The organism is Sphingobium limneticum (assembly GCF_008710165.1).
GTDB classification, from domain to species: Bacteria; Pseudomonadota; Alphaproteobacteria; order Sphingomonadales; family Sphingomonadaceae; genus Sphingobium; species Sphingobium limneticum.
Genome location: NZ_VYQA01000015.1, coordinates 80,970 through 96,716 on the forward strand (window position 1 = coordinate 80,970; position 15,747 = coordinate 96,716).

The 15,747-nt window shown below is 64.6% G+C and carries 10 protein-coding genes; 8 read left to right on the forward strand and 2 right to left on the reverse strand.

Annotation, left to right across the window (positions count from 1 at the left end; translation table 11 throughout):
- The first annotated feature begins 17 nt into the window (after nt 1-17).
- The 7 genes from F4U95_RS18110 to F4U95_RS18140 all read left to right on the forward strand — a co-directional run bounded on the left by F4U95_RS18110 (nt 18) and on the right by F4U95_RS18140 (nt 7,697).
- Complete coding sequence (locus F4U95_RS18110) at nt 18-920, forward strand: DMT family transporter (RefSeq protein WP_150426615.1); 903 nt, start codon at nt 18-20, stop codon at nt 918-920.
- Entirely contained in the window at nt 917-1,399 is a 483-nt protein-coding gene (locus F4U95_RS18115; protein ID WP_150426616.1) for a GNAT family N-acetyltransferase, read from the forward strand. The genes F4U95_RS18110 and F4U95_RS18115 overlap by 4 nt, the downstream gene beginning before the upstream one ends.
- 287 nt (nt 1,400-1,686) lie before the next feature.
- Entirely contained in the window at nt 1,687-4,014 is a 2,328-nt protein-coding gene (locus F4U95_RS18120) for an FtsK/SpoIIIE family DNA translocase (protein WP_150426617.1), read from the forward strand.
- Between the two features lie 399 nt (nt 4,015-4,413).
- Complete coding sequence (locus tag F4U95_RS18125) at nt 4,414-5,058, forward strand: LolA family protein (RefSeq protein ID WP_120251330.1); 645 nt, start codon at nt 4,414-4,416, stop codon at nt 5,056-5,058.
- A 271-nt stretch (nt 5,059-5,329) separates the two neighbouring features.
- Nucleotides 5,330-6,127 (forward strand): exodeoxyribonuclease III, encoded by a 798-nt coding sequence (locus F4U95_RS18130; protein WP_120251329.1) that lies wholly within the window; start codon nt 5,330-5,332, stop codon nt 6,125-6,127.
- Nucleotides 6,127-7,197: a GTP cyclohydrolase II gene (ribA, locus tag F4U95_RS18135; RefSeq protein WP_150426618.1), complete on the forward strand. Its 1,071-nt coding sequence runs from the start codon at nt 6,127-6,129 to the stop codon at nt 7,195-7,197. Before F4U95_RS18130 ends, ribA begins: the two co-directional genes overlap by 1 nt.
- Complete coding sequence (locus F4U95_RS18140) at nt 7,194-7,697, forward strand: L,D-transpeptidase family protein (RefSeq protein ID WP_150426619.1); 504 nt, start codon at nt 7,194-7,196, stop codon at nt 7,695-7,697. The genes ribA and F4U95_RS18140 overlap by 4 nt, the downstream gene beginning before the upstream one ends.
- 128 nt (nt 7,698-7,825) lie before the next feature.
- Here the strand turns inward: F4U95_RS18140 and F4U95_RS18145 are convergent, their stop codons facing one another.
- Together F4U95_RS18145 and mutS are read right to left on the reverse strand one after the other, a co-directional pair.
- Complete coding sequence (locus tag F4U95_RS18145; protein ID WP_120252240.1) at nt 7,826-10,588, reverse strand: [protein-PII] uridylyltransferase; 2,763 nt, start codon at nt 10,586-10,588, stop codon at nt 7,826-7,828.
- Nucleotides 10,589-10,597: 9 nt separating this feature from the next.
- Complete coding sequence (gene mutS, locus F4U95_RS18150) at nt 10,598-13,255, reverse strand: DNA mismatch repair protein MutS (protein WP_150426620.1); 2,658 nt, start codon at nt 13,253-13,255, stop codon at nt 10,598-10,600.
- A gap of 138 nt (nt 13,256-13,393) precedes the next feature.
- On the opposite strand from mutS, the gene F4U95_RS18155 reads away from it, so the two are divergent.
- Nucleotides 13,394-15,655, forward strand: coding sequence for an NADP-dependent malic enzyme (locus tag F4U95_RS18155; protein WP_120252239.1), 2,262 nt, complete (start codon nt 13,394-13,396; stop codon nt 15,653-15,655).
- Nucleotides 15,656-15,747: the final 92 nt, after the last annotated feature.

Genomic DNA, 15,747 nt, shown 5'->3' on the forward strand with positions numbered 1-15,747 from the left:
AGGCCCGGATCAGCTCGATGTCGCAAGATCAGGGTCGGTTCGCCATCCCCTTCCTCGTCTGTTGCGCCGGCGTGGCGCTCTTTTCCGTGATGGACGCGGCGATGAAGGGGCTGGGGCTGGCAATCGGCCTCTACAATGCCCTGTTCTGGCGCGCTCTGACCGGCAGCCTGTTGGGCCTTGCCCTGATGCTGCTGACCCGGCAGCGCTGGCCGACGCCGGCGGTGCTGCGCATCCATCTTTTGCGCGGGACGGTCGTGGCCTTCATGGCGGGCCTGTTCTTCTGGGCGATCCTGCGCCTGCCCTTGGCCGAAGCGATCGCGCTGTCCTTCATCGCGCCGCTCATCGCCCTCTATCTCGCGGCGTTGTTGCTCAAGGAACAGGTCGGGCGGCGGGCGATCGGGGCTTCCCTGCTCGGACTGGTGGGCGTCGGCGTCATCCTGTCGGACAAGGTGCAGGGGCGATATGAAACGGACGCGCTGTTGGGCGTGCTGGCGGTGCTCGGTTCTGCCGTGCTGTTCGCCTGGAACCTCATCATCCAGCGGCAACAGGCGCAGGTCGCCTCTCCGATAGAAGTCGCCTTCTTCCAGCATCTGGTCATGCTGGGCGTCTTCGCGACCGGTGCGCCATGGCTCGCCATCCTGCCGCCGCTCAAGGCGGTCCCGCTCGTCCTGCTTGCTGCGACGTTGGCCTTCACCTCGCTGGCCGCGCTCGCCTGGGCCTATGCACGGGCGGAGGCGCAGCGGCTGATTCCGGTCGAATATAGCGCCTTCATCTGGGCGGCGATCGTCGGCTGGCTGGCCTTTGGCGAGCATGTGACGCTCAGCACTATGGCTGGCGCCTTGCTCATCGTGGTCGCCTGCCTTATCGCCGCGCGCTCGAAACGGGCCGATCTGGCTCATGTGGAGGCGAGCGCAGCATGAACATCTTCATTCGTGAGGCGGTGGCCGACGATATCGGCACCATCCACGCCTTCATTTTGGCGCTGGCCGACTATGAACGGCTCGCCCATGAGGTGAAGGGGGACCGCGCGACGCTGGAGCGCCATTTGTTCGGCCCGCGCCCCATGGCCGAAGTGCTGATCGCGGAGCATGAGGACAAGGCGATTGGCTTTGCGCTCTTCTTCCACAATTTCTCGACCTTCGAAGCGCGGCCCGGCATCTATCTGGAGGATCTGTTCGTGCTGCCGGAGGCGCGCGGGGTGGGCGCGGGCAAGGCGCTGCTGGCGCGGCTCGCCCGATTGACGATCGAGCGCGATTGCGCCCGGCTCGAATGGTCGGTGCTCGACTGGAACGAGCCGGCCATCGCCGTCTATCGCGCGATCGGCGCCAAGCCGATGGACGACTGGACGATACAGCGGCTGGACGGCGATGCGCTGGCTGCGCTGGCTCAAAGCGCATAATAATCTAGTTCCCCGGCGAAAGCCGGGGTCCAGCTCGGGCGTTTGAACTGGACCCCGGCCTTCGCCGGAGAATATGGCTGATGATCGCGATATGCGCGGGACGAGCCGAAGGGCCGCGCCCTTGACGGGGACTCGCCGTCGGAGGCATTGTGCCGAAACGGAACATCAGAGCGTTCTGAAGTCGGCTGGAACAGTCGACGGCTCGCAGAACGCGGCAAACAATAGATATTTAAAGCATCATCCGAACCAATATAGTCGGATGATGCTGTATGGGGACAACAGAGAATATGGCCGTCGGCCGCACCGTCAAACGCTCGCCGGAATGGCGCGAAATGCTGAAGCGCAGCCTCATTCGCAGCGGCGCGCTGATCGGCGCGATCACGCTCATGCTGGCGACGCTGTTCCTGGCACTGGCGCTGCTCAGCTATGCCCCCAGCGATCCGTCGATGAACACGGTTGCGGGTGATCATGTCGCCAATATCATGCAGGCGCCCGGTGCCTGGGCCGCAGATTTCCTGCTCTGGCTGCTGGGTGTGCCGGTCGCGCTGATCCTGCCGCTGATGGCCGTCACCGCCCGTCGCCTGTGGGGCGATCAGGATATGAGCGGGTGGAAGGCGCAGTTTGGCAAATGCCTGTTCGGCATCGTCCTGATCGGCATTGCGCTCGCCTTGTTTCAGGATGCGCCGCTGGTCGGTCTGCCCGCCGGCTGGGGCGGGGTAATCGGCCTTGTCGTGGCCAAGGGCACTGCCAGCCTGACCGCGCAGGCGCCGGCCGCCGCGCCCTGGATCAAGGGTCTGCTGGTCGTCGTCACGCTGATCGCGGGCCTGTTCGCCTGTTATCGCAGCCTGGCGCTGGAAAAGCCGATCATCGCGCTGCGCCGTCCTTCGCTGCCCAAACTCAATCTGCCGCGCCCGACGCTGGGCTTTGGCGGGGCTGCCGCTGCGGCCGACGAAGACGCGTATGAGGATGACGAGCCGGCCGAACGGGTCATCGCCCCGCGCAAGCAGGTGTCGAACGAACCGAAACCGCCGATCACGATCCAGACGCCCAAGCCCGCCCCGGTGCAGCGTGCCATGGCGCCGATCAGCCAGGACGATCTGTTCGGCCACAGCTCGCTGCCATCGCCCGATCTGCTCAATCCGATTCCCGCCAATCAGGGCGGCAAGATCGACAAGGCCGCGCTGGAGCGCAACGCTCGCCTGCTCGAATCCGTGCTGGACGACTTCCATGTGAAGGGCAACATCACCGAAGTGCGCCCCGGTCCGGTCGTGACCATGTACGAACTGGAGCCCGCGCCGGGCATCAAGGCCAGCCGCGTGATCGCGCTGGCGGACGATATCGCCCGCAACATGTCGGCGCTGTCCGCCCGCGTCGCGACGATTCCGGGCCGCACCGTCATCGGCATCGAATTGCCCAATGCGAATCGCGAGGGCGTGTCCTTCCGCGAACTCATCACCAGCGAGCAATTCGCGCAGGAAGCGACCCTGCCGATCATCCTGGGCAAGAATATCTCGGGCGAACCGATCATCGCCGACCTGGCGCCGATGCCCCATCTGCTGATCGCGGGTACCACCGGTTCGGGTAAGTCGGTGGGCCTCAACGCGATGATCCTGTCGCTGCTCTATCGCATGACGCCGGACCAGCTGCGCCTGATCATGATCGATCCCAAGATGCTGGAACTGTCGACCTATGACGACATTCCGCATCTGCTCTCGCCAGTCGTCACCGAACCGGCCAAGGCGATCCGCGCGCTCAAATGGGCGGTGGAGCAGATGGAGGATCGCTATCGTATGATGGCGTCCATTTCCGTCCGTAACCTTGCCAATTATAATGAGAAGGTCCGCGCGGCGAAGGCCAAGGGCAAGCCGCTCGGTCGTCGCGTCCAGACCGGCTACGATCCCGAATCCGGCAAGCCCATCTATGAAGAGGAACAGCTGGATTTCCAGCCGTTGCCGCAGATCGTGGTGGTGGTGGACGAGCTGGCCGACCTCATGATGACGGCCGGCAAGGAAGTGGAATTCCTGATCCAGCGTCTGGCGCAAAAGGCCCGCGCAGCCGGCATCCACCTGATCCTCGCGACGCAGCGCCCGTCGGTCGACGTCATCACCGGCGTCATCAAGGCGAACCTGCCGACCCGCATCAGCTTCTTCGTCACGTCGAAGATCGACAGCCGCACTATCCTTGGCGAACAGGGCGCCGAACAGCTGCTGGGCAAGGGCGACATGCTCTACATGCACGGCGGCAAGGGCCTGACCCGCGTCCATGGCCCCTTCGTATCGGACGACGAAGTGCGCATGGTCGCCGACCATTGGCGCGCGCAGGGCCAGCCCGATTATATCCAGGCCGTCACCGAGGAACCCGAGGAGGGCAGCTTCGCCCTCGACGGCGTGGACCTGGGCGACGACAGCCCGGATGCGCAACTGTTCCGCAAGGCCTGCCAGCTGGTGTTCGAAAATCAGAAGGCGTCGACCAGCTGGCTGCAACGGCAATTGCGCGTCGGCTACAATAGCGCCGCCCGCCTGATCGAACGGATGGAGGAAGAAGGGCTGGTCGGTCCTCCCAACCATGTCGGCCGCCGCGAAGTGCTGCGCGACGAGAATGGGAATCCCATCTGACCCAACCGGAATCGCGACGATTGCGCTTTATGCAATCGCACTGCTTTCCTTCGCATTTGCCGTCATGAACCAGTTGGAACATAGAGAGCAGGCCTTTCAGGCATCCTCTCCTAAAAACTTTTACGGGCTGGTCTTCGGATCGGCCCTTTTTTTTGTCTGCAAATGGGTCTAGGCACGTCTCGCTGCTGCCGCGCCGATAACATAATTGGAGCGGTGCCGCCGGTCAGACCGGCAGGGCGAGGCGGGAGCATGGGGGATCGAGCCGGTCCCGAGTTAAAAGCGGATGCTCTCCCCCATCACTCCCTTCCCAAAATGCGTTATGTCGGAACAGCCGAGTTCACGGGGGGTTCAAGCCCCATCGCCTAGCCCCACTCTCCCAAACAATCGGAGTTGAACGCCATGAAGCGCATCGTTGCGCCCCTCGCGCTTGTCCTTGCTGCCACCACCGCACTGGTCGCGCCGACCGTGCCGGCAACCGCGCAGCAGCAGGACCAGTCCGACCTTGCCAAGGTCAACGACTATATCCGCAGCGTCACTACCCTGACCGCCGATTTCAGCCAGACCGACCGCAACGGCCAGACCCTGACCGGCAAGCTGACCCTGAAGCAGCCAGGCAAGATTCGCTTCCAATATCAAAAGGGCGTGCCGCTGCTGATCGTCAGCGATGGCAAGGCGCTGACCATGATCGATTATGAAGTGCGGCAGGTGCAGCGCTGGCCGATCGGCAATTCGCCGCTGGGCGCGCTGCTCGATCCGTCCAAGGATCTGTCCAAATATGGCAAGCTGGTGCCGACTGGCGATCCGACGGTCCTGAGCGTAGAGGCGCGCGATCCCAAGCGGCCCGAATATGGCACCATCACCATGATCTTCAAACGCAACGCGTCCGCGCCGGCGGGGCTTCAGCTCTATGGCTGGGTCATGCTCGATTCGCAAAATAACCGCACGGCGGTGCGCTTTTCCAATCAGGTTTATGGCGCACCGGTCGCCGACTCCGCCTTCCGCTGGACCGATCCGCGACCCAGAGGCCGCTCCGCCGGCAGTTGACCCGAGCGTCCGGCAAGACGGCCCGAGCGATCGGGCCCAATCTTGCCGGCCCGTTCATCTGACGCTCATATGAGCGGCGCTAATCATACATCAACGGCGCGAGACCAAACCGGGATTTCCCCCCTGTTACCCGGTCCCCCTCTCGTACCGCGAAGCGCTTCAAGAGCGCGATCGAGACCCCCGTTCCACGCCCCCGGAGCGGGGGTCTTACTTTGTCCGCCACAACGGTCTTCCGCTTGCGCAACGACGCCGGCAACCCTAGTTGCCTACCATGGCCGACACTCTCTCCATCTGTTCCTGGAACATCAACTCCGTCCGCGCCCGCATCGACATCGTCGAACAGCTGCTGCGCGATGAGGCGCCCGACATATTGTGCCTTCAGGAAACCAAGGTGGTGAACGAGATTTTCCCCACCGACATGTTCAAACGGATGGGCTATGTCCATCAGGTGCTGAACGGCCAGCGCATGCATCATGGCGTGGCGATCATGAGCAAGGTGCCGATCCATGAGGATGACCGGTTCGACTGGCAGGCCAATGGCGAAGCACGCCATGTCGGCGTCCGGCTCGACAATGGCGTACGGATCGAAAATGTCTATGTGCCTGCCGGCGGCGACGTTCCCGATCGCGATGTGAACCCCAAATTCGGCCAGAAGCTCGATTTCATCGAACGGATGATCCAATGGTCGTCCGGCCTTGGCGACAAATCGGCCATCCTGACCGGCGATTTCAACATCGCGCCGCTGGAATCCGATGTGTGGAGCCACAAGCAATTGCTGAACGTGGTCAGCCATACGCCGATCGAATGTGAGATTCTGGCGCGGTTGCAGGCGTCGAACGACTGGGTCGATATCGGCCGCCATTTCCACCCCGCGCCGGCGCGCCTCTACACTTGGTGGAGCTATCGCGCGAAGGATTGGGCGGAATCGGATCGTGGCCGTCGCCTCGACCATATGTGGATGACCAAGGATGTCGCGGACAAGGCGGTCAGCCATCGCGTCGTCGAACCGGCGCGCAGCTGGATCAAGCCGTCCGACCATATCCCCATCATTACCGAGTTCGCTTTCTGATGAGAACCGGGATCGGACGGGATGCGGCGCGAGCGATCGACGCGCTGCGCCGTGGCTGGGCGATCCGTCTGGCCGCCCCCGATGGTGCGATCCGCCTGATGGCGATCGAGGGGGCGGATGCGGTGACGCTGGCGGATTTCGACCCGCATGGTCGGGCCGACATTCTGATTTCCGCCGCCCGTGCCGAAACGCTGAAACTTGGCAATCAATTGGCCGCCGCCGACCCCGACATGCCGGTGCTGGTCGAGCGCGCGCCGTGGATCGACGCCGACGTCGCCACCGCCATTTCCGACCCGGTGCTGGACTTGGCGTCCCCGCTCAAGGGGCCATTTCGCGCGCGTACCTTGCCCGCGCCGCAAGCGGCCAAGGCGGCGCTTCGCCTCGCGCGTCTCGCCGGCATCCTGCCCGCCTATTTCCTTCTGAAAGGCGACGGCTCGGTGGAGGCGGAGGTGAGCGCCGACGCTATTTCCGCCTATGACGATGCGACCAACCTTGCCATCGCCACCCGCGCGCGCCTGCCGGTATCGGCGAGCGAGAGCGCGGAAATCATCGCCTTTCGCAGTCCGGACGAACCGCGTGAGCATGTCGCGCTGATCGTGGGCAAGCGCGATGGATCGCCGCCCGTCATTCGGCTGCACAGCGAATGCCTGACCGGCGACGTGCTGGGCAGCCTGAAATGCGATTGTGGCCCGCAACTGCATGAGGCGCTGCACCGGATCGCCGACGCGCCCTGGGGCATCCTCCTCTATCTGCGGCAGGAAGGGCGCGGCATCGGCCTCGTCAACAAGCTGCGCGCCTATGCGATGCAGGATCAGGGGTTCGACACGGTCGATGCCAATGTCCGGCTGGGCTTCGCCATCGATGCGCGCGACTTCTCGGTCGCGGCGCGGATGCTCGACCTGCTCGCCGTCGATCAGGTGCGCCTGCTCACCAACAATCCCAACAAGGTGACGGGGCTGGAGGCGGCGGGCATCAAGGTGACGGAACGCCTGCCGATCATCCTGGCCGCCAATCCGCACAACGAACGTTATCTCGCCACCAAGCGCGACCGGACCGGCCACCAATTATGAGCGTCATCCGCGTCGAAAGCGGCGCGGGGCGCCTGACCTTCGGCGATATCGCTATGGCCTGCACCATCGGCCGCAGCGGCGCCTGTGCGGCGGCAGACAAGCGTGAAGGCGATGGCTGCACCCCTCTTGGGGTCTGGCCCATTCGCGGTGTCCTGCTGCGTTCCGGCAAGGTCGATGCGACCGGCATAAACCTGCCCTGGCGCTGGGTACGTGGTAACGACGGCTGGTCGGACGATATCGCCGACCCGGCCTATAACCGCCCGGTCCGCCTGCCGCGTCCCTATTCCGCCGAAAGCCTGACCCGCAGTGACGACGCCTATGACGTCATCGTCGTGCTGGGTCATAATGACGCGCCGCCGGTGCCGGGCATGGGCAGCGCGATCTTCTTCCATCTGTCCGAAGGTCGACCGACGGCGGGCTGCGTCGCCGTGGACCGCGATGACATGCTACGCCTCCTGCCATTGCTGGTGCCGGGTGATGGGATGGAGATTGTGGCTTAAAGCCGTTTCATCCCCCTTCCGTTCGGGCTGAGCTTGTCGAAGCCCCGTTGTCTTTCCAACCCTTGGAGAAAAAGAACGGCCCTTCGACAGGCTCAGGGCGAACGGGTCTTGTTGAAAGCAATGCTGGCCTATGCCCGCTCCAGCGCTTCGCCCACTTCGCCACCGGCCGCTTCCAGCAGGCGCCGTTCCAGCGTCTGCAACCGTGCCTTGCTCTCGATCTTCCCGCCCAGCAGGTCGGTGACATAGAAAGTATCGACCGCGCGCTCGCCATAGGTGGCGACATGGGCGCTGTGCACCGTCACCTTCGACTGGAACAGTGCATTGGCGAGGCTGAACAACAAGGCCGGCCGGTCGCGCGCATTGACCTCCACCACGGTAAAGCGGTTCGACGCCTTGTTGTCGATCAGCACATTGGGTTCGATGCGGAAGGCTTCGGCACGGGTGCGGGGCAGGGGGCGCGCCGCCAGCTTGGTGATCATCCGGTGCCGGTTGGACAGTGAATCCTCGATCGCGCCGCGAATCCGCTTCAACTGATCGTCGCTGTGGAATGCGCCGCCCAGCGGATCCTGCACCAGGAAATTGTCGATCGCCACGCCGTCGCGCGTCGTATGGATGCGCGCGTCGATGATGTTGCCGCCGGCCAGATGGATGGCACCGGCGATGCGGTAGAACAGGCCCGGATGGTCGGTGGCGTAGACCGTCACCAGCGTCGCGCCGCGCTGCGGATAATATTGCGCCGCGATCGACAATTGGGCGTCGCCCGCGGCTAGGATATGCTGGGCATTGTGGAAGAGAATGTCGTCCGGTTCGGCGATCCAGTAGCTTTCGGGCAGCCGCTTGCTGAAAGCCTCGAACGTCGGCTCGTCCATGCCCAACGCCTCGCGCAGCGCATGCTGCTTGGCAATGACGCGCTCGCCCCGACCCTTTTGCTTATGGCCCAGCCGCAGCACTTCCTCGGCGGACTCATAGAGATCGCCCAGCAACTGTCGCTTCCAGCTGTTCCAGACACCCGGTCCCACCGCGCGAATATCCACCACGGTCAGGCACAGCAGCAGGCGCAACCGTTCGGGGCTTTGCACCACATCGACGAAATCGAGGATTGTCTTATAGTCCGCCAGATCGCGCTTGAAGGCGGTGGCCGACATCAGCAGATGGTATCGCACCAGCCAGGCGACCGTCTCCGTCTCCGCCGGGGTCAGGCCCAGGCGCGGGCAAAGCTGTTCGGCCACCTCTGCACCCAGCAAACTATGATCGCCGCCGCGTCCCTTGGCGATATCGTGCAGCAGCACCGCGACATAGAGGGCGCGACGCGACAGCAATTTGCCCATCAGGTCGCTTGCCAGCGGATGGTCCTGCGTCAGTTCGCCCTTTTCGATCCGCGACAGCAGGCCGACGGCGCGGATGGTATGCTCGTCGACCGTGTAATGATGATACATGTCGAACTGCATCTGCGCGACAACGCGGCGGAAGTCCGGCACGAACCGGCCGAAGACGGTGGATTCGTTCATCCAGCGCAACACCGTTTCCGGATCGCGCGGTGACGTCAGCACCTCCATGAAGGCGGCATTGGCGCGTGGATCCTTGCGCACCTTGGCGGAAATCAGGCCTGCGTCCCGGCTCGCCGCGCGCATGGCGCTGGGATGGATCTGCAACCCATGCTTGTCCGCCACGGCGAAGATATCCAGCAGCCGCACCGGGTCCGCCTTGAAGAAATCATCGCTGGGCAGCGCGATCCGCCCGCGTTCCAGAACGAACCCGTCCAGCTTCTTGGGCCGGCGGAAGATTGACGGAATATAGCGTCGGCCTTTTTCGGCCATCTGGTCGTCCAGATGCGCCAGGAACACGGCGGTCAGGTCGCCCACCGTCTTTGCGTTCAGAAAATAATAGCGCATGAAACGCTCGACTCCGGACCGGCCCGCACGCCCGGTAAAGTGCATGCGCGTCGCGGTTTCCAGTTGCAGGTCGAAGGTCAGCCGATCCTCCGCCCGGCCGGTGATGGTGTGCAGGTGGCACCGCACCGCCCACAGGAAATCCTCGGCTTTCTGAAACTGGCGCAATTCGGCTTCGGTCAGCAGGCCGACATCGACCAGATCGGCGACCGAGCGCACCCGGTTCACATATTTGCCGATCCAGAACAGCGTGTGCAGGTCGCGCAGCCCGCCCTTGCCTTCCTTGACGTTCGGCTCGACGACATAGCGGCTGTCGCCCATGCGCTTGTGCCGCTCGTCGCGCTCCTCCAGCTTTTCGGTCACGAAGGCGCGGGCATTGCCCTGCATCACTTCGGCGTCGAAGCGGACCGACGTTTCCTCATACAGCGCCCGGTCGCCCCAGACATAGCGCGCCTCCAGCAACGCGGTGCGCACCGTCAGGTCGCTCTTGGCCATGCGCATCGTTTCATCGACCGAACGGCTGCTATGCCCGACCTTCAGCCCCAGATCCCACAGCGAATAGAGCATGGATTCGATCACCTGCTCGGTCCAGCCAGTCGGCTTCCAAGGGGTGATGAAGCCGATATCGACGTCGCTGTGCGGCGCCATTTCGCCCCGGCCATAGCCGCCCACAGCCATCAGCACGATCCGCTCGCCAGTGCTGCGATTGCCGGCGGGATAGAGATGATGCGTCGTCGCGTCGTAGAGCAGGCGCAATATCTGGTCGATCAGGAAGGCGAAGGCCGTCACCGACTCCCGTCCGCGGGTCGGCTTGACGCTCAGCCGGCGGGCGACTTCGGCCCGGCCCTCGTCCAGTGCCGCCTTCAATTCCTTCACGATTCCGCCGCGCAGGCGCATGGCATCGCCCCGATGCTCCTGCGCCAGAGCGTTGATCGTATCGGAAATGGCGCGCCGGTCGATGATCGCACGCCGCGATCCCAGCGCTGGATACTGTATGCCCATGGCCATGCTCTAGTCGTGCCGCATGTCGGCGGCCAGTTGTTTCAGTCGATATATATGATCGAGTGCCTCACGCGGGGACAAGGCGTCGGCATCGATCGCCGCGATCGCCGCCAGCAGCGGATCGGGCGCCTCTTCTTCCTGCGTCGCCACCGCCGCGAACAAGGGCAGGTCGTCCAGTCCCGCTGCGATCCCGCCGGTCTTCGCCTTGCCCGCCTCCAGCCGCGCCAGCACATCCTTGGCGCGCTTCAGCACGGCCGGTGGCAACCCCGCCAGCCGTGCGACGGCCAGGCCGTAGCTGCGATCGGCCGGCCCCTCGGCCAGTTCGTGCAGCAATATGAGGTCGCCCTTCCACTCGCGCGCGCGGACATGGTGTAGCGACAACGACAACAGCGTCTCGGCCAGCCGCGTCAGTTCATGATAATGGGTGGCGAACAGGCAGCGGCAGCGATTGACCTCATGCACCGCCTCCACCACGGCCCATGCGAGCGCGAGGCCATCATAGGTGGATGTGCCGCGGCCCACCTCGTCCAATATGACGAAGCTACGCTCTGTGGCTTGCGCCAGGATCGCCGCTGTCTCGACCATCTCGACCATGAAGGTCGATCGCCCCTTGGCGAGGTTGTCCGACGCGCCGACCCGGCTGAACAGCCGATCCACCAGAGTCAGCGTCGCGGCCTGCGCCGGTACATAGCCGCCAGCCTGCGCCAATATGACGATCAGCGCATTTTGCCGCAGGAAGGTCGATTTACCGCCCATGTTCGGCCCGGTGACCAGCCACAGCCGGTCGCCCTCGTTCAGCCGGCAATCATTGGCGACGAAAGGCTGCCCGTCCTTGCGCAGCGCATCCTCCACCACCGGATGCCGTCCGCCCACGATGTCGAGGCACTGGCCCGCGCCATCTGCCGCAACGAAATGCGGCCGTTGCCATCCACCCTCGGCCGCCCGCTCGGCGAGCGAAGCCGCCACGTCCAGCCGCGCCAGCGCATCGGCGGCGCGGGCGATGTCGGCCTTGCGATCCAGCACCGCGCCGATCAGTTCCTCCAGATGCGCCGCCTCGGCCACCAGCGCATGGGCACCGGCCTGCGCCACGCGCCCGGCTTCCTCATGCAGGTCGATCGAGTTGAACCGCACCACGCCCGCCAGCGTCTGGCGATGGGTAAAGCCGCTGTCGGGCGCCATCAGCGCATCGGCGGCACGGGCCGGCACTTCGACATGGTATCCCAGCACGCCATTATGGCGGATCTTGAGCGCGGAAATCCCGGTCTGCGCGCGATATTTGGCCTCCAGCGCGGCGATCGCCCGGCGGCCGTCACTGCTCAGCCGCCGCAATTCGTCCAGCGCCGGATCATAACCGTCGGCGATATAGCCGCCGCTCGCCGTCTCGGTCGGCGGAGCGGGCACCAGCGCGCGCGACAGCGCATCGACCAGCGCGCCATGCCCGTCCAGCGCCGGTAACAACTGCACCAGCATCTGCGGCACATCGGCCAGCCGCCCCAGCCGCTCGCGCAGCAGCCGCGCGCCGCCAAGGCCATCGCGCAACTGCCCCAGATCGCGCGGGCTGCCACGCCCCACCGCCACGCGCCCCAGCGCCCGGCCGATATCGGGCAAGGCCCGCAGCGCCCCGCGCAACTGGTCGCGCAACGTCGCATCGTCATGGAACAGCGTGACCAGCCCCAGCCGCGCTTCGATGACCGCCAGATCCATCAGCGGCGCCGACAGATCCTGCCCCAACAGCCGGGCGCCCGCGCCCGTCACCGTCCGGTCGATCGCGCCCAACAGGCTGCCCGCCCGCGTGCCCGCCGTGGTCGACACGATTTCCAGACTCTCGCGCGTCGCTGCGTCGATCGCGACATGGCCGCCACTGGTCTTGCGCAGCGGCGGCGCCAGGAAGGGCAGCGTGCCCTTGCCCGCGTGGTCCAGATAGGCGATCAGCCCGCCCATCGCCGCCAGCTCGGCCCGGCCGAACTGGCCGAATCCGTCCAGTGTCGCTACCCCGAACAGGCGTTTCAGTGCCTCCTCGGCCCGGCTGCTGGAAAAGGCGGCCTTGTCGAACGGGTGCATGTCCGCCACCTCGATGCCCGATCCCTCGGCCACCACCACTTCGCTCGGCCGCAACCGCGCCAGCTCGGCGGGCAGGTCGGCAAACGGGCAGGTCATCGTTTCGAACCGGCCGGTGGAAATATCGGCGGCGGCGATGCCGATCTCGCCCGATCCTTCCCCGCCGACCTGCGCCAGCGCCACCAGCATATTGTCGCGCCGGCTGTCGAGCAGAGTCTCCTCGGTCAGCGTGCCGGCGGTCACATAACGCACGATCGCGCGCGCCACCAACGTCTTGCCGCCGCGCGCCTTGGCCTGCGCCGGCGTTTCGGTCTGCTCGGCGATGGCGACGCGATGTCCGCCCTTGATCAGCCGCGCCAGATAGCCTTCTGCGCTATGCACCGGCACGCCGCACATCGGAATGGGCTGGCCGCCATGTTCGCCCCGACTGGTCAGCGCGATATCCAGCGTCGCCGCCGCCATCTTCGCATCGTCGAAGAACAGCTCGAAAAAATCGCCCATGCGGTAGAAGAGCAGGCAGTCCTGCGCCTCCGCCTTGAGCGTCAGATATTGCGCCATCATCGGCGTCGGGGCGGCGGCAGAAGCTGGATTGTCGGTCGAAGAAGCCATGGGGCAGGGCGATAGCCTGAACCTTGGGCTGAAACCAGCGCTTCCCGGAAAGGCAGGAAAATTGCGCTTCTCGCACTTGCCCACACGATAATCTTGCCGCTAGGGCCACCTTATTGTTCCATTATGTGGGTGCCAGCGATGTCCGATAAATCGAATGTGGAATTTTCCGAGCGCGAGGCGCTGTTCTTCCACTCGACCGGCCGCCCCGGCAAGATCGAGATCATCGCGTCGAAACCGATGGCGACGCAGCGCGACCTCAGCCTCGCTTACTCGCCGGGCGTTGCCGTCCCGGTACGCGCCATCGCCGCCGATCCGGCGACCGCTTATGATTACACGGCCAAGGGCAATCTGGTCGCGGTCATCTCCAACGGCACGGCGATCCTGGGCCTCGGCAATCTGGGCGCGCTGGCGTCCAAGCCGGTGATGGAGGGCAAGGCCGTCCTCTTCAAGCGCTTCGCCGACGTCGATTCCATCGACATCGAACTCAAGACCGAGGATGTCGATCGTTTCATCGATGCGGTCGAGCTGATGGAGCCGACCTTCGGCGGCATCAACCTTGAAGATATCAAGGCGCCCGAATGCTTCATCATCGAACAGACGCTCAAGGAACGGATGAACATCCCGGTCTTTCATGACGATCAGCATGGCACCGCGATCATCGCGGCAGCAGGCGTCATCAATGCGGCCCTGCTCACCGGCCGCGACATGAAGGACATGAAGGTGGTGGTGAACGGCGCGGGCGCCGCTTCCATCAGCTGCACCGAACTGATCAAGGCACTGGGCGTCCCCAACGACAATGTCATCATGTGCGACAGCAAGGGCGTGATCTATCAGGGGCGCACGGAGGGCATGAACCAGTGGAAGTCGGCCCATGCGGTCAAGACCGACGCGCGCACCCTGACGCAAGCGGTCAAGGGCGCCGACGTGTTCCTGGGTCTGTCGGTCGCCGGGGCCATGAGCCAGGAGATGGTCAAGTCCATGGCGCCCAATCCGATCATCTTCGCCATGGCCAATCCGGACCCGGAAATCCTGCCGCCCGACGCTCATGCCGTGCGCCCCGACGTGATCGTCGCGACCGGCCGGTCGGACTTCCCCAATCAGGTCAACAATGTCCTCGGCTTCCCCTTCATCTTCCGCGGCGCGCTGGACGTGCGGGCGACCGGCATCAACGAAGCGATGAAGCTGGCCGCCGCCCATGCCATCGCCGAACTGGCGCGCGAACAGGTGCCCGAAGAAGTGGCCAAGGCCTATGGCCGTTCGCACAGCTTCGGCCCGGACTATATCATCCCCGCGCCGTTCGACCCGCGCCTGATGGAAGTGGTGCCCGCCGCCGTCGCCCAGGCTGCGATGGAAACCGGCGTCGCGCAAAAACCGATCGAGGATATGGCGGCCTATCGCCAGTCGTTGAAGGCACGGCTCAACCCGACCACCTCGGTCCTCACCAGTGCCTATGAGATCGCCAAGGCCAACCCCAAGCGCGTCGTCTTCGCCGAAGCCGAAGAAGAAGTGGTGCTGCGCGCCGCCATCCAGTTCCGCGAGCTGGGCTATGGTATCCCCGTCCTGGTCGGCCGCGACGATGTGATGGAAAAGCTCAAGGCGTTGGGCGTGCGCGATCCCGAAAGCTTCGAACTGCACAACAGCGTCAACTCGCCGCTGGTGCCCGACATGGTCGACCTGCTCTATGCCCGGCTTCAGCGGCGCGGCTATCTGCGTCGCGATTGCGAACGGATGGTCAATCGCGATCGCCATATTTTCGGCACGCTGCTGGTCAAGATGGGCGTCGCCGATGCGATGATCACCGGCACGACCCGCCCCTATGGCCAGACCCTGCGCGAAGTGAAGCGCGTGATGGACTCTGCGCCGGGCCGTACCCCCTTCGGCATCCATGTCATGGTGGCCAAGGACAAGACCGTGTTCCTGGCCGACACGACCGTGCATGAACGGCCGTCTGCCACCGAACTGGCCGATATCGCCGAAGGGACCGTGGCCGTCGCCCGCCGCATGGGCCATGACCCGCGCGTCGCCTTCCTGTCCTATTCCAACTTCGGCAATCCGCCCGGCGCCTTCCTCGACAATGTGCGCGATGCGGTGAAGCTGCTCGATGAACGGGCCGTCGATTTCGAATATGAAGGCGAAATGACGCCCGACGCGGCGCTCAATCCGACCGTCATGAAAAGCTACCCGTTCAGCCGCCTGTCGGGGCCTGCCAATGTGCTGGTCATGCCCGGCCTGCAATCGGCCAATATCTCGGCCAAGCTGCTGCGCGAACTTGGCGGCACGACGATGATCGGCCCGTTGCTGGTCGGCATGGAAAAATCGGTGCAGATCGCCACCATGTCTTCCAACGCGTCCGAACTGCTGACTCTGGCCGTGCTGGCGGCAGGCGGCGTCGCGCTCTGATCCCGCGCGGGCCATCGGCTGAGATTTTCTCGTCGGTGGTCCGCGCTTTATCATTTGCTTATGCCGCGTTCTGGGCGAGAGGGGGACGCATG

What these genes read in the sequence shown, in the direction of transcription:
- ribA (WP_150426618.1), top strand. Translation starts at nt 6,127, where the DNA reads ATGAGAACCGGGATCGGACGGGATGCGGCGCGAGCGATCGACGCGCTG.
- mutS (WP_150426620.1), bottom strand. Translation starts at nt 13,255, where the DNA reads ATGGCTTCTTCGACCGACAATCCAGCTTCTGCCGCCGCCCCGACGCCG.
- F4U95_RS18125 (WP_120251330.1), top strand. Translation starts at nt 4,414, where the DNA reads ATGAAGCGCATCGTTGCGCCCCTCGCGCTTGTCCTTGCTGCCACCACC.
- F4U95_RS18140 (WP_150426619.1), top strand. Translation starts at nt 7,194, where the DNA reads ATGAGCGTCATCCGCGTCGAAAGCGGCGCGGGGCGCCTGACCTTCGGC.
- F4U95_RS18110 (WP_150426615.1), top strand. Translation starts at nt 18, where the DNA reads ATGTCGCAAGATCAGGGTCGGTTCGCCATCCCCTTCCTCGTCTGTTGC.
- F4U95_RS18130 (WP_120251329.1), top strand. Translation starts at nt 5,330, where the DNA reads ATGGCCGACACTCTCTCCATCTGTTCCTGGAACATCAACTCCGTCCGC.
- F4U95_RS18155 (WP_120252239.1), top strand. Translation starts at nt 13,394, where the DNA reads ATGTCCGATAAATCGAATGTGGAATTTTCCGAGCGCGAGGCGCTGTTC.
- F4U95_RS18115 (WP_150426616.1), top strand. Translation starts at nt 917, where the DNA reads ATGAACATCTTCATTCGTGAGGCGGTGGCCGACGATATCGGCACCATC.
- F4U95_RS18145 (WP_120252240.1), bottom strand. Translation starts at nt 10,588, where the DNA reads ATGGGCATACAGTATCCAGCGCTGGGATCGCGGCGTGCGATCATCGAC.
- F4U95_RS18120 (WP_150426617.1), top strand. Translation starts at nt 1,687, where the DNA reads ATGGCCGTCGGCCGCACCGTCAAACGCTCGCCGGAATGGCGCGAAATG.